Here is a 15,763-nt window from a genome sequence, read left to right as displayed (position 1 = left end):
CCCTTCCCCAAAACACCGCACCGTGACATCCGGCCGGTCCTAGACTGGCCGGATGTCCGGGAGATGGTTCCGCTGGCCCTTGCTCGCGACGCTCGCGGCGATGATCGCGCTGGTCGGTGCAACTCCACCCGCGGCCCTCGCCGCGCCGGCCCCCGGCGCACCTGTGGCCGTGTCGTCGTCCGACATCGCCACCGAATGCGCAGGCAAGCCCGTCCGGGTCGCCGCCCGCTGGTACTTTCCACCCGGTCAACCCACGGCGCTCGTCTGGCTCCAGCACGGCTTCTCCCGCACCGCGGCGAATCTCGACACCGTGGCCCGCGCGTACGCGAACGCCGGCTTCCTCGTCGTGAGCCCGTCGCTGGACTCGGTCAACCTCGGCGGGTGCGCCGTCGCGTACAACATCGCCGACAACGCCGCGTTCGCCCGCACCATCGGTGGGGTGTTCGGGTCGGGGCGCGATCTCAACAGCCCACTGGCGAACAGCCTTGTGCGTGCACGAGCCGCCGCCGGACGGGCCGACGTCACGATGCCCTACCGGATGGTCTTCTCCGGGCACTCGGCCGGCGGCGAGTTCGTCGTCGTGGCGGCCGACGCGCTCCGCCGCGCCGACCCGGTCGCCTACCGTCGCCTGGCCGGGCTCATGCTGTTCGACCCCGTGAACTCGTTCTTCGGTGTCAACTTCACCTCCGCCGCAGCATCTCTCGGCGCCGAACTGCTTCCCATCCGAGTCATCGCGTCGCAACCCTCGGTGTCCAACAACTTCGGGCAGGGTGTGTCCGTCCTCCAAAGGAGGACACAGCAGCCGTTTCTCGGCTCACGACTCGTCACGGGCATCCACATCGACGCCGAAGGCGAGTCCACCGACCTGATCGGCGAACTGTCCGAACTGGCCGTCCCGCGTCCCCGCAACGGTCGAGTCCTCCGCACGCTGGCCACCGCCTGGTCGTCGGACATGGTGGCCGGCACCGTCACCGCCACCTACTACCCCGGTGGCCGCTACTACGACCTGCTGCTCGAAACCCGCACCGTCACCACACTTCCCGTGCGATAGACATACGACGCGGCCCCGCACTCGATGAGTGCGTGGCCGCGCCGTATGTCTGGCGATTCGGTAGCAGTAATGCGGCAATAGCGCGCATTACTGCTACGAAATCCGGCTACCGGTAGTCGTTGGAGAACCCGTAGTCATCCAGCGGCACCGCAGCGCCGGCCGGAGCACCGAAGGTGCCGTCCGGGCTGTAGTAGGTGTCGTCGTAGGACGGCACCGCGTAAGCCGCGGCACGTGCCTCTTCGGTCGGCTGAACCTGGATGTTGCGGTAACGGTTGATACCCGTACCGGCCGGGATCAACTTACCGATGATCACGTTCTCCTTCAGACCGATCAGCTTGTCGCTGCGGCTGTTGATCGCCGCGTCGGTCAGGACACGCGTGGTCTCCTGGAACGACGCCGCCGACAGCCACGACTCGGTCGCGAGCGATGCCTTGGTGATACCCATCAGCACCGGACGTCCGGCAGCGGGCTCGCCACCCTCGGTCACGACCTGACGGTTGGCCGCCTCGAACTCGGCGCGCTCGACGAGCGAACCGGGCAGGAACTCGGTCGAACCGTGATCGATGATCGTCACGCGACGCAGCATCTGACGCACGATGGTCTCGATGTGCTTGTCGTGGATCGACACACCCTGGCTGCGGTAGACCTCCTGGACCTCGTTGACCAGGTGGATCTGCACCTGACGGGGTCCCATGACGCGCAGCACCTCGTGCGGGTTGGCCGAGCCCTCCATGAGCTGCTGGCCGACCTCGACGTGGTCGCCGTCGGACAGAAGGCGCTCGGAACCGTCGTCGTGCTTGAACACACGCAGACGCTGACGCTTCGAGATCTTGTCGATGACAACCTCTTCGGAACCATCGTCCGGGATGAGGGTGATCTTGTAGAAGCGGTCGTCGTCCTCGAGACGCACCCGGCCCGAGACCTCCGCGATCGGCGCCACGCCCTTGGGGACGCGAGCCTCGAAGAGCTCCTGGACACGCGGCAGACCACCGGTGATGTCGTCACCGACGCCACCCTGGTGGAACGTACGCATCGTCAGCTGGGTACCGGGCTCACCGATCGACTGGGCCGCGATGATACCGACGGCCTCGCCGATGTCGACGAGCTTGCCGGTGGCCATCGAACGGCCGTAGCACATCGCGCAGACGCCGGTACCGGTCCCACAGGTCAGGACCGAACGGACCTTGACCTGCGTGATGCCGGCGGCCAGCAGTGCCTCGATGGCCGGGTCGCCCAGATCGTGACCGCGCTCGACGATGACGTTGCCGTCGGCGTCGACCGCATCCTGCGCCAGCGTGCGGGCGTAGGTCGAGGTCTCGACGTGCGCATCGCGGATGAGCGAGCCGTCGGCCTGCTTCTCGGCGATCGTGGTGTTGATGCCGCGCTCGGTGCCACAGTCGGTCTCACGCACGATGACGTCCTGCGACACGTCCACCAGACGACGGGTCAGGTAACCCGAGTCCGCGGTACGAAGCGCGGTGTCGGCCAGGCCCTTACGGGCGCCGTGCGTGTTGATGAAGTACTCGGCGACGGTCAGGCCCTCGCGGAACGAGGACTTGATCGGGCGCGGGATGAACTCACCCTTCGGGTTGGTCACCAGACCCTTCATGCCCGCGAGCGAGCGGATCTGGGTCATGTTGCCCGCCGCACCCGACTTCACGATCATCGGGATCGGGTTGTCATCCGGGTAGTGCGCCTCCATGGCCGCACCGACCTCTTCGGTCGCCTGCTTCCAGATCTCGACCAGCGAGTCACGACGCTCGTCCGGGGTGAGGGCACCGCGCTGGAACTTGCGCTCCAGACCGTCGGCCCGCTCCTCGTACTTGTCGAGGATCTCGGCCTTCTGCGGCGGCACCAGCACGTCGGCCATCGAGATGGTGACGCCCGAACGGGTGGCCCAGTAGAAGCCGACGTCCTTCAGCTTGTCGACGGTCTGGGCGACCACGATCATCGGGTAGCGCTCGGCGAGATCGTTGATGATCACGGCCTGACGCTTCTTCGGCATCTGCTCGTTGACGAACGGGTACTGGATCGGCAGCAGCTCGTTGAACAGCACACGACCCAGCGTGGTCTCGATGTCCCACGCCTGACCGTACTTCCAGCCATCCGGGAACCGCTCGGCCTCGATCTCGGCGGGCGGACGCTGATCGGTCAGACGCACCTTGATCCGCGAACGCACGGTGAGCGCACCACGATCGACGGCCATGATGGCCTCCGACGGGTTCGAATAGACGCCACGCTCGACGTCGTCGCCCGAAGCCGGGGTGTACTCGCCGATCGCACCCTCCTGGAGGGTGGTCAGGTAGTACAGACCGGTCACCATGTCCAGACGCGGCATGGCGAGCGGACGGCCCGACGCCGGCGACAGGATGTTGTTCGACGACAGCATCAGGATGCGCGCCTCGGCCTGCGCCTCCGCCGACAGCGGGAGGTGCACGGCCATCTGGTCACCGTCGAAGTCGGCGTTGAAGGCCTCACACACCAGCGGGTGGAGCTGAATGGCCTTGCCCTCCACCAGCTGCGGCTCGAAGGCCTGGATGCCGAGGCGGTGCAGCGTCGGTGCGCGGTTCAGCAGCACCGGGTGCTCGGAGATGACCTCTTCGAGGACGTCCCACACCGCGGGACGCTGACGCTCGACCATGCGCTTGGCCGACTTGATGTTCTGTGCCTGGTTCAGGTCGACCAGACGCTTCATCACGAACGGCTTGAACAGCTCGAGAGCCATCAGCTTCGGCAGACCACACTGGTGCAGCTTCAGCTGCGGACCGACGACGATGACCGAACGGCCCGAGTAGTCGACGCGCTTGCCGAGCAGGTTCTGACGGAAACGACCCTGCTTGCCCTTGAGCAGATCGCTCAGCGACTTCAGCGGGCGGTTGCCCGGTCCGGTGACCGGACGGCCGCGACGACCGTTGTCGAAGAGTGCGTCCACCGACTCCTGCAGCATCCGCTTCTCGTTGTTCACGATGATCTCGGGCGCACCGAGATCGATCAGACGCTTGAGGCGGTTGTTGCGGTTGATGACGCGGCGGTACAGGTCGTTCAGGTCGGAGGTCGCGAAGCGGCCACCGTCGAGCTGCACCATCGGACGCAGCTCCGGCGGGATCACCGGCACGGCGTCGAGGACCATGCCCAGCGGCGAGTTGCCCGACTGCTGGAACGCCGCGACGACCTTGAGTCGCTTGAGCGCACGCAGCTTCTTCTGGCCCTTGCCGCTACGGATGGTCTCGCGCAGCGACTCGGCCTCGGCGTCGATGTCGAAGGTCTCGAGGAGCTTCTTGATCGCCTCGGCACCCATCGAACCCTGGAAGTACTCGCCGTAGCGCTCTTCGAGCTGACGGTAGAGCTTCTCGTCGATGATGAGATCGCCCAGGCTGAGCTTGACGAACTTGTCCCAGATCTCTTCGAGACCGTCGAGCTCACGCTGAGCGGAGTCGCGCATACGACGCATCTCGCGCTCGGCACCGTCGCGCACCTTGCGGCGCACGTCGGCCTTGGCGCCCTCGGCCTCGAGCTCGGCGAGATCCTGCTCGAGCTTCTGCTGACGCTCGTTCAGGTCGGCGTCGCGCTGATCGGCGACAGCCTTCTTCTCGACCTCCATCTCCGCCTCGAGCGTCGAGAGCTCGTTGTGGCGGAGCTCGTCGTCGACCGCGGTGATGACGTAGGCGGCGAAGTAGATGATCTTCTCGAGATCCTTCGGCGCAAGGTCGAGCAGGTAGCCCAACCGGCTCGGCACACCCTTGAAGTACCAGATGTGCGTGACCGGGGCGGCCAGCTCGATGTGGCCCATGCGCTCGCGGCGCACCTTGGCCTTGGTCACCTCGACGCCGCAGCGCTCACAGATGATGCCCTTGAAGCGGACGCGCTTGTACTTACCGCAGTAGCACTCCCAGTCACGGGTCGGGCCGAAGATCTTCTCGCAGAACAGGCCGTCCTTCTCCGGCTTGAGCGTGCGGTAGTTGATCGTCTCCGGCTTCTTGACCTCACCGTATGACCAGTTGTGGATGTCGTCGGCCGTCGCCAGGCCGATCTTCAGTTCGTCGAAAAAGTTGACGTCGAGCACTTGTTACCTTTCCAGAGCTCTGTTGTCAGTGGGCACGGGCGCCGGTGGGATTCCGGCGCCCGGCCCGAGGTGGTGAGGGTCAGTTGGCGAGATCGTCGACCGTGGCCGACTCGTTGCGCGACAGGTTGATGCCGAGGTTGGCAGCTGCGCGCTCCAGGTCCTCGTCGTCGGTGTCGTGCATCTCGATGGCGGCACCGTCGGAGGAGAGCACCTCGACGTTCAGGCACAGCGACTGAAGTTCCTTCAGCAGCACCTTGAACGACTCGGGGATACCCGGCTCCGGGATGTTCTCGCCCTTGACGATCGCCTCGTAGACCTTCACGCGGCCGACCACGTCGTCCGACTTGATCGTGAGCAGCTCCTGCAGCGTGTAGGCCGCGCCGTAGGCCTGCATGGCCCAGCACTCCATCTCACCGAAACGCTGACCACCGAACTGCGCCTTACCACCGAGCGGCTGCTGGGTGATCATCGAGTACGGACCGGTCGAACGTGCGTGGATCTTGTCGTCGACCAGGTGGTGCAGCTTGATGATGTACATGTAGCCGACCGACACGGGGTACGGGAACGGCTCGCCGGAACGACCGTCGAACAGCGTCGCCTTGCCGTCGCCGTTGACCATGACCTCGCCGTCGCGGTTGGGCAGCGTCGAGGACAGCAGTCCCGTCAGCTCCTCCTCGCGAGCGCCGTCGAACACCGGGGTGGCGGTGTTGGTGTCGGGCTCCGCCGAGTACATGTCCTCGGGCAACCGCGACGCCCACTCCGGCACGCCCTCGGCCACGTTGATGTTCCAGCCGGCCTTGGCGACCCACCCGAGGTGGGTCTCCAGGATCTGGCCGATGTTCATACGACGCGGCACACCGTGGGTGTTCAGGATGATGTCGACGGGAGTGCCGTCGGGCAGGAACGGCATGTCCTCCTGCGGGAGGATCTTGCCGATGACGCCCTTGTTGCCGTGACGACCGGCGAGCTTGTCGCCGTCCTGGATCTTGCGCTTCTGGGCCACGTACACGCGGACCAGCTCGTTGACGCCGGGAGCCAGATCGTCGTCGTCCTCGCGGCTGAACACGCGCACGCCGATGACCTTGCCGGTCTCGCCGTGGGGAACCTTCAGCGAGGTGTCGCGGACCTCACGGGCCTTCTCACCGAAGATCGCACGCAGCAGACGCTCTTCCGGGGTCAGCTCGGTCTCGCCCTTCGGCGTGACCTTGCCGACCAGGATGTCGCCGTCGCGGACCTCGGCACCGATGCGCACGATGCCGCGCTCGTCGAGATCGGCGAGCACCTCGTCGGAGACGTTCGGGATGTCCCGGGTGATCTCCTCGGCACCGAGCTTGGTGTCGCGGGCGTCGATCTCGTGCTCCTCGATGTGGATCGAGGTGAGCACGTCCTCTTCGACGAGACGCTGGCTCAGGATGATCGCGTCCTCGTAGTTGTGACCCTCCCACGGCATGATCGCCACGAGCAGGTTCTTGCCGAGCGCCATCTCACCGTTCTCGGTGCAGGGGCCGTCGGCGAGGACCTGGCCGGACTCCACGCGCTGACCCTCGTCCACGATCGGACGCTGGTTGGCACAGGTGCCGTGGTTGGACCGCGCGAACTTGCGCATCCGGTAGGTGTCGCGGGTGCCCTCGTCGGACATGACCGTGATGTAGTCGGCCGAGACCTCTTCCACCACACCGGTCTTCGTCGACACGATGACGTCACCGGCGTCGACGGCGGCACGCAGCTCCATGCCGGTACCGACCAGCGGCGACTCGTTGCGCACCAGCGGCACGGCCTGACGCTGCATGTTCGCACCCATCAGGGCGCGGTTCGCGTCGTCGTGCTCGAGGAACGGGATCATCGCGGTCGCGACGGACACCATCTGACGCGGCGAGACGTCGAGGTACTCGACATCGGTCGAACCGACGAACTCGACCTCGGAGCCCTTCTTGCGCACCAGGACACGTTCGTCGGTGATGCGGCCGTTGCCGTCGAAGTTGGTGTTCGCCTGTCCGATGAGGAAGCGATCCTCCTCGTCGGCGGTCATGTACTGGATCTCGTCGGTGACGACACCGTCGACGACCTTGCGGTACGGGGTCTCGATGAAGCCGAACGGGTTGACCCGCGCGTACACCGAGAGCGAACCGATCAGACCGATGTTCGGACCCTCAGGGGTCTCGATCGGACACATGCGGCCGTAGTGCGACGGGTGCACGTCGCGCACCTCGAGGCCGGCGCGCTCACGGCTCAGACCACCCGGGCCCAGCGCCGACAGGCGACGCTTGTGGGTCAGACCCGACAGCGGGTTGTTCTGGTCCATGAACTGCGACAGCTGGCTGGTTCCGAAGAACTCCTTGATCGCCGCCACGACGGGACGGATGTTGATCAGGGTCTGCGGGGTGATCGCCTCGACGTCCTGGGTGGTCATGCGCTCACGCACGACACGCTCCATACGCGAGAGGCCCACGCGGATCTGGTTCTGGATCAGCTCGCCGACGGTACGCAGGCGACGGTTGCCGAAGTGGTCGATGTCGTCGACCTCGACGGGCACCTCGACGCCACCGGGGACGGTCATGTAGGTGGTGGTGTGCGGGTCGGCCTCGTGCAGACGCACCAGGTACTCGACGGTCGCGATGATGTCCTCGCGGGTCAGGGTCGACTCGCCGACCATCGGGTTACCCGTCAGGCCCAGCTTCTTGTTGACCTTGTAGCGGCCCACGCGGGCGAGGTCGTAACGCTTGTCCTTGAAGAACAGGTTCTCCAGGAGGTTCTCCGCGGACTCCTTGGTCGGCGGCTCACCCGGACGCAGCTTGCGGTAGACCTCGAGCAGCGCCTCGTCCTGGTTGCCGGTGTTGTCCTTCTCCAGGGTCGACATCATGATCTCGGAGAACCCGAAGCGCTCGGTGATCTCCTCGGCGGTGAAGCCGAGGGCCTTGAGCAGCACGGTGACGGGCTGGCGACGCTTGCGATCGATACGCACGCCCACGGTGTCACGCTTGTCGACGTCGAACTCGAGCCACGCGCCGCGACCCGGGATCACCTTGACGGTGTGCAGGGTCTTCTCGGTGGTCTTGTCGATCGAGGCGTCGAAGTACACGCCGGGGCTACGGACCAGCTGGCTCACCACGACACGCTCGGTGCCGTTGATGATGAAGCTGCCCTTTTCGGTCATGATCGGGAAGTCGCCCATGAAGACGGTCTGCGACTTGATCTCGCCGGTGTTGTTGTTGATGAACTCCGCGGTGACGAACAAGGGCGCCGCGTAGGTCATGTCCTTGTCCTTGCACTCCTCGACGGAGGCCTTGACCTCGTCGAAGTGCGGCTCGGAGAAGGACAGCGACATCGAACCGGAGAAGTCCTCGATCGGGGACAGCTCGTGGAGGATGTCCTCGAGGCCACCCGTGGGGTTCTCGTCGCCGCGGGCGATCGCCTTGGCGCGCCACTCCGGCGAACCGACGAGCCATTCGAACGAATCGAGTTGGAGGTCGAGGAGGCCCGGAACCTCCAGCGGCTCACTGATCTTTGCAAACGACGCGCGATGCGGCGCGCCGGGGATTGTTGAGGTGGACTGGCGGTTGACTGCCAAGATGCGTCCTTCCAACACGACGTTATTCACAACCTAGATGTGCAGTACGTGGCTTGATGGGCCGTTCGCTGGTGACACCTGGAAATCGGCGATCACCGCAGCACACACGTCTAGGAGTGGCCGAAGAAGGATCGATAGATGGACAGGAGGCAGCCAGCGCAACGTCCAACTGTAGCAGAAAATAGACGCACTTTGTCAAGCCCGTCTAGAAGCGATTTCGCGCGGGTGGCTGCCTGCACGTCGATCGCTGGTCACAGACTGGCCCGACATCGCCTCCACGTCAAGCGCTACGCGCGAAATTCGCGAAGTTGCGTCGCAAGGTTCCGGACGGACCCGCCGGGGCGGCCGTCACGGCCGTGGGATCAGAAGGGTTCGACCGACCGGATGCGCCACTGGTCGCCCTCGCGGACCATCGCGAACTGTGCGCGCGGGGCACCGCTGTTGGTGGCCATGCTGTTCTGGGTCTCGCTCACGATGAGGTTGGCGATGACGGTCGCCGTTGCGCCGTCTCCGCCACCGCTGAGGTCCCGCACGCCGATGGCGTCGACCCGGCACTCGGCGCCGGTCTTGGTCTGCGTGATGAGGTCGCGCTGCGCCTTGAGCGTCTCGTCGAACTCGGTGCGGGCCTGCCCGGTCAGGGCGTCCTGCGCGCGCTGCTGCCACTTGTCGAGCTCGGTGTGGTCGTAGCCGAACACCGCACAGATCCGCTCCTGGGCCTGCGAGGTGAGCTGCGACGTCGCCTCCTGCTCCACGAACGCCTTGTTCTCACCGATCCGCGCGCCGGGATGGAACGCCAGCACCACGGCGATGATGCCGAGCACGGCGGCGATCCCGAACAGAACCGCCACCGGGACACCGAGCACCCGGGTACCGCTCCGCTGCCGCTTGTCCCGCCGCCCGGGTCGTCGACCCTTGGGGCGGTTCTTCGTCTCCGTGGTCGGGGCTGCCGCCGAGGACGCGTCACCGCGTCGCAGGGTCGAGACCCGGGCCACCGGTTTGGTCTTGGGTTTGGTGATCGAGACCTTCGAGTCGTCCGCCGGGTCTGCGCTCTCCGAGGCATCCGCTGTGTTCGCATCGCCCGGTTCGTCGGCGGGCCCTTCGAGGCTCGTCGCTTTCGCTCCTCGCACCTCAGTGGTCGGGGAATCCGCGGTTTCCGACTCAGGGGTCGAGGGCTGCGCGGTTTCCGTCTCGGGGGTCGAGGGGGTCGTCTCTGCTTCGGTGCCCGGCAACGGGGCGTCGACCTCGGGGTTCTTCGACGGGGCGGTTCGCCCCGCGACCTTCGGGGTCGGCCGACGCTTCGGGGTGGGCTTCTTGCCGCGATCGGATGCCATCAGTTACCCCCTCCCGGAGCCGGCGTTGCCGGAGGAACGGCCGCACCGCTCCCGTCGGCGTAGGCGATGCCTTCGAGGCCGAGGATGTTCTCGGCCTTCCACAGGTCGTCCACCTTGGTCATGCTGACGTCGAAGCCGCGTGTCTCGTCCACGCCGGCCTGGCCGGGCCGCTCGAGGGTCGTCACGACGTAGACGAGCACCTTCGCCTTGTTCTCGTCGGCGTCGACCTCGCTCGGCGCGCTGCGCAGCAGCCGGGCACTGAGCTTGGCCGCGTCGGGTCCCGCCGTTCCGAGCATGTCGAGCACGCTGCCGTCCTTGCCACCGAGCACCTCGGTGGCCGCCTTGCCCGTCAGCGACGCCTCGGCGCGCTTCTTGAACCCGTCGATGTCCTGCGGATCAATCGTCGTGATGTTCAGAACGGCCTGCTCGGCCGCCTGCGTCGCGGCGTCGCGGGTCTCCTGCGCCGGGTACTCGTCGAAGTACACGTTCCACGCACGAACACCGAAGACGGCCACGAGCACCACGGCTGCGACCACCGCGACGGAGGCCAGGACACCCGGCGCGAGTGCCGCGGCGCGGCGCAACGCGGGGCGGGCGCCGGTGGGGTTCTTCTCGGTTGGTTCTGGGGTGCCAGTCATCGGGAACACACTGTATATATCGCTCCTGAGCGCAAGCCAAGGCCCGCAGGCCGGACCGCTGGGCGGTCCGATCGCGGCGGCGGCGCCCGTTCGGGGTCGGGTCTAGCGGGGCCGGACGCCGAGCAGCGCTGCGAGCTGCTGGGCGAGCGGGTTCAGGTTGAGCTTGTCGGGGTCCTTCTTGGGCGTGTTGTCCCACGGCTGCGGGTAGGCAGGGTTGGCGTAGCGCGCACGCTCCGCACTGCGCACACCGGTCGGATTACCGAACGGCACAGTACATTTCGCCTCGGTGTTGAACGCGAAATCGTCGTAGCGCGGGTCGAAGTTCGGATTCTTGCGCCGCGCCTCGGCCAGCACCAGATCCGTGCTCTCGTAACCGCGGGTACAGGCCGCGGGATTGTTGGTCTCGAGCACGACACCGAAGTGGATCTGACCGTCACCCGGTGCGGGCGCGTGGCTGCCCGCGGACAACGCCGACAACATCGCGAACGTCGTCGACGTGGTGTAGGTGGCCGGCTCGATCGTGCGGGCCACCTCGGCGAGGTCTTTGACGACCTTGGAGAGGTCGTTGCCGTTCTTCTGGATCAGCTCAGAGATCTGCGTCGCCGACAACGTGCCGGTGGTGAGCAGACGACGGAGGTCGGGATCGGCCGAGGCCAGCGTCGCGGTGACCAGGTTGAGGTTGCGCGACCACGTCAGGATCGCGTCGGACTGATCGGCCTGGGTGTCCAGCACGACATTCGAGTCCTGGATGAGCGCGACCGTCTGACTCAGGTTGTCCACGCCGGCACGGGACAGCTTGCCCAACGAGTCCACCAGGCGGGTCAGGTTCTCCCCTTGGCCGTTGAAGGCGTTGCCGAGTTCGGTGATGACCGTGTTCAGGTCGTCGACCGGGATCGAGTCGGTGAAGTCGATCGCCGACGCGACGACGTCCTCGAGCGGCTCGGGCAGCGCATATTTGGTGATCGTGTCGCCGTCTTTGAGGTACGGCCCCTCCGACGTCGTCGGCTGCAGGTCGACGAACTGCTCACCGATCGCCGAGCGGTTCGCGACGACGGCGGTGGCCGACGCCGGGATCTCCGGCCCGCCCTTGTCGATGTCGAGTGCGACGTCGACGCCATCCGGGGTGAGCGTCAGTTTGCCGACGCGCCCCACCGGCACACCTTGATAGGTGACCTCGGCGTTGCTGAAGATGCCACCGGAATCGGGCAGTTCGGCGGTGACGGTGTACATACCGACGCCCGCGAGTTTGTCCAGACGGGCGTACTTGGCTCCCACGTACACCAGCGCCACGAGTCCGACGATGACGAACACGATCAGCTGGATCTTGACGAGCTTGCTGATCATCGGCCTGCTCCTGAGGGGGTGGGTGCGGGGGCCTTCGGCGCGATCCCCATGGCGGCCAGCGGACCGTCGAGGATGCCCTGTCCCGGCGTGGCCGGCGTCGGCATCGGACCGGCGTCGTCGGCCGATCGTGAGAACGACGCGGGGTAGCGTCCACCCGACGGCGGCGTGTTCGGCCCCGGACGCCAGTTCGGGCCCGGCGGCAGCAGCGTGATGGTCGGCCAGCCGTAGCGCGGTCCGTTGCCCCGGTAGTACGGGTTACGTCGATCGACCGGCACGTCGACCCGCGCGTTCGGCGAGTACTTCGGGGTTCCCTGGCCGACGCCCAGCGCCTCGAGCTGGTTGAGCACGCGGAGATCGAGCGTCATGAACAGGTTGGTCGAGTCACCGCGGACGCCCGGCAGCAGCCAGTCCGGGAACGGATGCGTGAGCATCAGCGGCGCGGCCGTGATCAGATCCGGGGCGGCGGCGGCGAGCTGCGTGAGCACGGGCCGCAGCGCCTTCAGATCGTTGATCAGAGCCTTACGGGACTTGCCGAGCACGTCGGTGCCCACCTGGCCGAGCTGGTCGAGCTTGGTCAGCAGCTCGACGAACTGCGGACGCTGCTCCTCGAGGACCTCGACACCCGCAGGCAGCTGCTTGAGGATGCGGTCGATCTGAGCGGTCTGGGCCGCGGTCCGTGTCGACAGGTCGGCGAGACCGTCGATCGCGGTGATGATGTCGTCGCGCTGGCGGTTCAGACCCGCGATGAGGTCTTCGGTCTCCCCGATCAGGTTCCGGACCTTGTCGGTCCGACCGTCGAGTGCCTTGTTGAGCTCGGTGACGATCGGCTGCAACTGGTTGAGACCGCCGCCGTTGAGCAGCAGGGCCAGCGCACCGAGAACCTGCTCGATGTCGGTGGCGGTGCGCGTCCGCGAGACCGGGATCGGCTGGGCCGGGTTCTGGCGCGGTGCATCGGCACTGCCGTCGGGTTCGGACAGCGACACGAACTTCTCACCGAGCAGTGAGGTCTGCTGGACGCTCGCCTCGGCCTCGTCGGACAGGTCGACGTTGTTCTGCACCTCGACGGTGACCTGCGCGAACCACTGATCGGTCGGCACCTCGACCTTGGTCACGCGCCCGACCGGGATGCCGTCGCGCTTCACCATGGACTGGGGCACCAGGTCGAGCACGTCGTCGAACTGGATCTTGTAGGTTCGCGCGTTGTCGCCGGTGTTCACACCGCCGGGCAGCGGGATCGACTGGATGCCGTTGGACATGCAGCCCGACACCAGGAGGGTGAGCGACAGTGCGGCGCCGGCCATCGCCGTGCGCATCGTCCTGCGGTTCATCAGTTACCTCCCCTGGGTCGCGGGGTGGACGACGGGGCCGGGGACCGCGAGGGCGACGGGTTGCCGATCTCGGGGTCGGGGTTACCCGGGACGGTGCCGGGCACCGGTGCGCGCTGCAGCTTGTTGTTGCTCATGATGCCGAAGGGCAGCACCGGCAACAGCGGCTCGAGGACGCCGCGCTGGATCTGGTCGCCGATCTCCTCGCACTGGCTGATCAGCGGACGCAGCGTGTTGCTGAACTGGTCGGCGGCCGGGTTGCCCGGCAGCAGCTGACCGAGGTCGAGCAGGCGGCACTGCGCACCGATCAGGTCCTGCAGATCGGGGATCGTCAGGCGCATCGACAGGGTGCCCGACTCCGCGTCGTAGGCGTTGATCAGGTTGTTCACCGTGATCGGCAGCACGGTCAGAACCTCTTTGAGGTTGTTCTTCTGATCGAGCAGCGCCTGCGTCGTCGGCTGCAGGTCCTTGACCGTCTCGCCGATCTGCTCGCGGTTGTCGGCGAGGAAGGTCGCGACGTCGCCGAGGGCGATCGACAGCTTGTTCAGCGCCGCGGCGAGCTGCTCGCGCTCGCCTGCGAGGAACTGGTTGAACGAGGCCATCTGCGTGTTGAACTGACGCACCTGGGCGTCGTTCTCCCGAAGGGCCCCGACGAACGTGTTCAGGTTCTTGATCGTGTCGAACAGGTTGCCGCGGGAGTCGCTGAGGGTCGTCGACGCCTTGGACAGGCCCTCGATGGCCGCACCGAGCTTCTCGCCGTTGCCCTCGAGATTCTCCGCGCCGGTCGTGACGAGCTCGCTCACCGCGCCCTGGCGTCCGGTGCCATCGGTCTTGTTGGCGCCGTCGGGTCCGAGGGCGTCGGACAGTTCCTTGACGCTGGCGTAGATCTGGTCGACCTCGACCGGGATCATCGTCTGATCGACCGAGAGGCTGATGTCGCGCGGCGCCTTGGGACCGCCGGTGTAGGCCGGCGTGAGCTGGACGTACCGGTCGGCGACGACCGACGGGATGATCTGCACCGCACGGACATCGGCGGGCAACTCCACTCCCCGATCGACCGTCATGGTCACCTTCACGGTCTCACCCTGCGGTGTCACCGAGTCGACCTTGCCGACGGCCACGCCGAGGATACGGACGTCGGAACCCTCGTAGATGCCGACCGACCGCTTGAACGTCGCGGTGATCTTGGTGGTCCCGACCGAGGTGAACACCCACCACAGCGCACCCGCGAGGATGAGCGCGATGATCAGTCCGATCACGAGCACCACGATGTGCCGCGGTGTGAACCAGCGGCCTGGACCCGAATTCCTGGTCAGATCCGGTGTGGTCATCAGCCGACTCCCGTTCCGGCCTGGTTCTCCATGGCCTGCTTGTTCGGCGGTCGCGTCGTGTTCTGCTGCGGCAGCGCGGGCGGCAGCAGGTTCACCACGGACGACTCGAACCAGCGACCGTTGCCGAGGACGTTGGCATACAACCGGTAGAACGGCGCCATGTACTTGATGGAGTCGCGGATGTTCTGGTTCTGACGCTGTAGCAGCTCATTGACGCCCTTCAGCGCATCGAGCGCCGGTCCGATCTGTTCTTCGTTGTCACGCACGATGCCGGTCAGCGAATCCCCGAGACTCGTGGTGCTCGCCAGCAGCGCGGAGATGTTGCGCTGCCGGTTGTTCAGCTCGTCGAGCAGCTGGCCCGCACCGCCGATGAGGCGCACGAACTCCTCGTTGCGGTCGGCGAGGATCTTCGAGGTGTCCTTCGTCGCCGCGAGCAGTCGCTGGACCTCCTGGTCGCGGCTGGCGATCGTCTGCGACAGTCGCGCGATGCCGTCGAGGGCCGGACCGGTGTTGCCCGCGGTGCCCGAGAACGTGTCCGACAGGACCCGCATCGACTCGGCGAGCTGGTCGTTGTCGAGCTCGCCGATCTGCTCGGCGGCACCCGAGAACGCCTCGATGACGTCGTAGGGCGCGACCGTGTCGGTCAGCGGGACGTCGGGGTCGGCCGGCTTGCTGCCGCGCGGGTTCAGCGACAGGAACTTCTGTCCGAGGATCGTCTTGATCTGGATCGTGGCCTGGGTCTGATCCCCGATCCAGGTGTTCTCCACCCGGAAGGTGACGTCGACCCGGTCGCCGTCGAGCGAGACGTCGTCGACCTCGCCGACCTTGACGCCCGCGACGCGGACCTCGTTGCCCGGCTTGAGCCCGGCGGCCTCGGTGAACTTCGCCGTGTACCGCGCGCCGGCACCCAGCAGGGGCAGTTCGGCGAGATAGAACGAGCTGAGTCCGAGCATCAGCAGGATCAGGATGCCGATGGCACCGATGCTGACCGGGCTGCGCCGACCCCCGAAGCGCCGATGCGGATGCTGCACCGGGGCCCCGGTCCCGTCGCGACCGGTCTCATCGCGATCGTTCTCGTCGCGCGGGTTCGGATCGTTGTTGTCTGCCATCGT

At 66.5% G+C, this 15,763-nt stretch carries 9 protein-coding genes; 1 reads left to right on the top strand and 8 read right to left on the bottom strand.

The annotated features are described in order from the left end of the window. The first annotated feature begins 52 nt into the window (after positions 1-52). On the top strand, positions 53-1,051 hold the full coding sequence (locus tag ACSUZC_RS05415) for an alpha/beta hydrolase (protein WP_439031861.1): 999 nt from the start codon (positions 53-55) through the stop codon (positions 1,049-1,051). Positions 1,052-1,157: 106 nt separating this feature from the next. Here ACSUZC_RS05415 and ACSUZC_RS05410 read toward each other — a convergent pair whose 3' ends face one another. From ACSUZC_RS05410 to ACSUZC_RS05375, 8 genes are all read right to left on the bottom strand, one after another. Continuing rightward, on the bottom strand, positions 1,158-5,114 hold the full coding sequence (locus ACSUZC_RS05410) for a DNA-directed RNA polymerase subunit beta' (protein WP_439031860.1): 3,957 nt from the start codon (positions 5,112-5,114) through the stop codon (positions 1,158-1,160). A gap of 79 nt (positions 5,115-5,193) precedes the next feature. Continuing rightward, positions 5,194-8,682 carry a DNA-directed RNA polymerase subunit beta gene (gene rpoB / locus ACSUZC_RS05405; RefSeq protein WP_439031859.1) on the bottom strand — a complete coding sequence of 1,163 codons (3,489 nt, stop codon included), beginning with the start codon at positions 8,680-8,682 and terminating at the stop codon, positions 5,194-5,196. A 362-nt stretch (positions 8,683-9,044) separates the two neighbouring features. Then, entirely contained in the window at positions 9,045-10,013 is a 969-nt protein-coding gene (locus ACSUZC_RS05400) for a hypothetical protein (protein WP_439031858.1), read from the bottom strand. Next, positions 10,013-10,651 (bottom strand): hypothetical protein, encoded by a 639-nt coding sequence (locus ACSUZC_RS05395; protein WP_439031857.1) that lies wholly within the window; start codon positions 10,649-10,651, stop codon positions 10,013-10,015. The genes ACSUZC_RS05400 and ACSUZC_RS05395 overlap by 1 nt, the downstream gene beginning before the upstream one ends. Positions 10,652-10,753: 102 nt before the next feature. Then, positions 10,754-11,995, bottom strand: coding sequence for an MCE family protein (locus ACSUZC_RS05390; protein ID WP_439031856.1), 1,242 nt, complete (start codon positions 11,993-11,995; stop codon positions 10,754-10,756). Next, positions 11,992-13,323, bottom strand: a complete 1,332-nt coding sequence (locus ACSUZC_RS05385; protein ID WP_439031855.1) for an MCE family protein — start codon at positions 13,321-13,323, stop codon at positions 11,992-11,994. The genes ACSUZC_RS05390 and ACSUZC_RS05385 overlap by 4 nt, the downstream gene beginning before the upstream one ends. Next, a complete protein-coding gene (locus ACSUZC_RS05380; protein WP_439031854.1) occupies positions 13,323-14,651 on the bottom strand; it encodes an MCE family protein in 1,329 nt (442 codons plus the stop codon). Before ACSUZC_RS05380 ends, ACSUZC_RS05385 begins: the two co-directional genes overlap by 1 nt. Continuing rightward, complete coding sequence (locus ACSUZC_RS05375) at positions 14,651-15,760, bottom strand: MCE family protein (protein ID WP_439031853.1); 1,110 nt, start codon at positions 15,758-15,760, stop codon at positions 14,651-14,653. The genes ACSUZC_RS05380 and ACSUZC_RS05375 overlap by 1 nt, the downstream gene beginning before the upstream one ends. Positions 15,761-15,763 lie beyond the last annotated feature (3 nt).

The sequence above is a fragment of the Gordonia terrae genome (assembly GCF_051789125.1).
GTDB lineage: Bacteria > Actinomycetota > Actinomycetes > Mycobacteriales > Mycobacteriaceae > Gordonia > Gordonia terrae_A.
The sequence above is the reverse complement of the archived record's forward strand: the minus strand, read 5'-3'. Positions and strand labels throughout refer to the sequence as shown.

What these genes read in the sequence shown, in the direction of transcription:
- ACSUZC_RS05385 (WP_439031855.1), bottom strand. Translation starts at nt 13,323, where the DNA reads ATGAACCGCAGGACGATGCGCACGGCGATGGCCGGCGCCGCACTGTCG.
- ACSUZC_RS05390 (WP_439031856.1), bottom strand. Translation starts at nt 11,995, where the DNA reads ATGATCAGCAAGCTCGTCAAGATCCAGCTGATCGTGTTCGTCATCGTC.
- ACSUZC_RS05375 (WP_439031853.1), bottom strand. Translation starts at nt 15,760, where the DNA reads ATGGCAGACAACAACGATCCGAACCCGCGCGACGAGAACGATCGCGAT.
- ACSUZC_RS05400 (WP_439031858.1), bottom strand. Translation starts at nt 10,013, where the DNA reads ATGGCATCCGATCGCGGCAAGAAGCCCACCCCGAAGCGTCGGCCGACC.
- ACSUZC_RS05380 (WP_439031854.1), bottom strand. Translation starts at nt 14,651, where the DNA reads ATGACCACACCGGATCTGACCAGGAATTCGGGTCCAGGCCGCTGGTTC.
- ACSUZC_RS05415 (WP_439031861.1), top strand. Translation starts at nt 53, where the DNA reads ATGTCCGGGAGATGGTTCCGCTGGCCCTTGCTCGCGACGCTCGCGGCG.
- ACSUZC_RS05395 (WP_439031857.1), bottom strand. Translation starts at nt 10,651, where the DNA reads ATGACTGGCACCCCAGAACCAACCGAGAAGAACCCCACCGGCGCCCGC.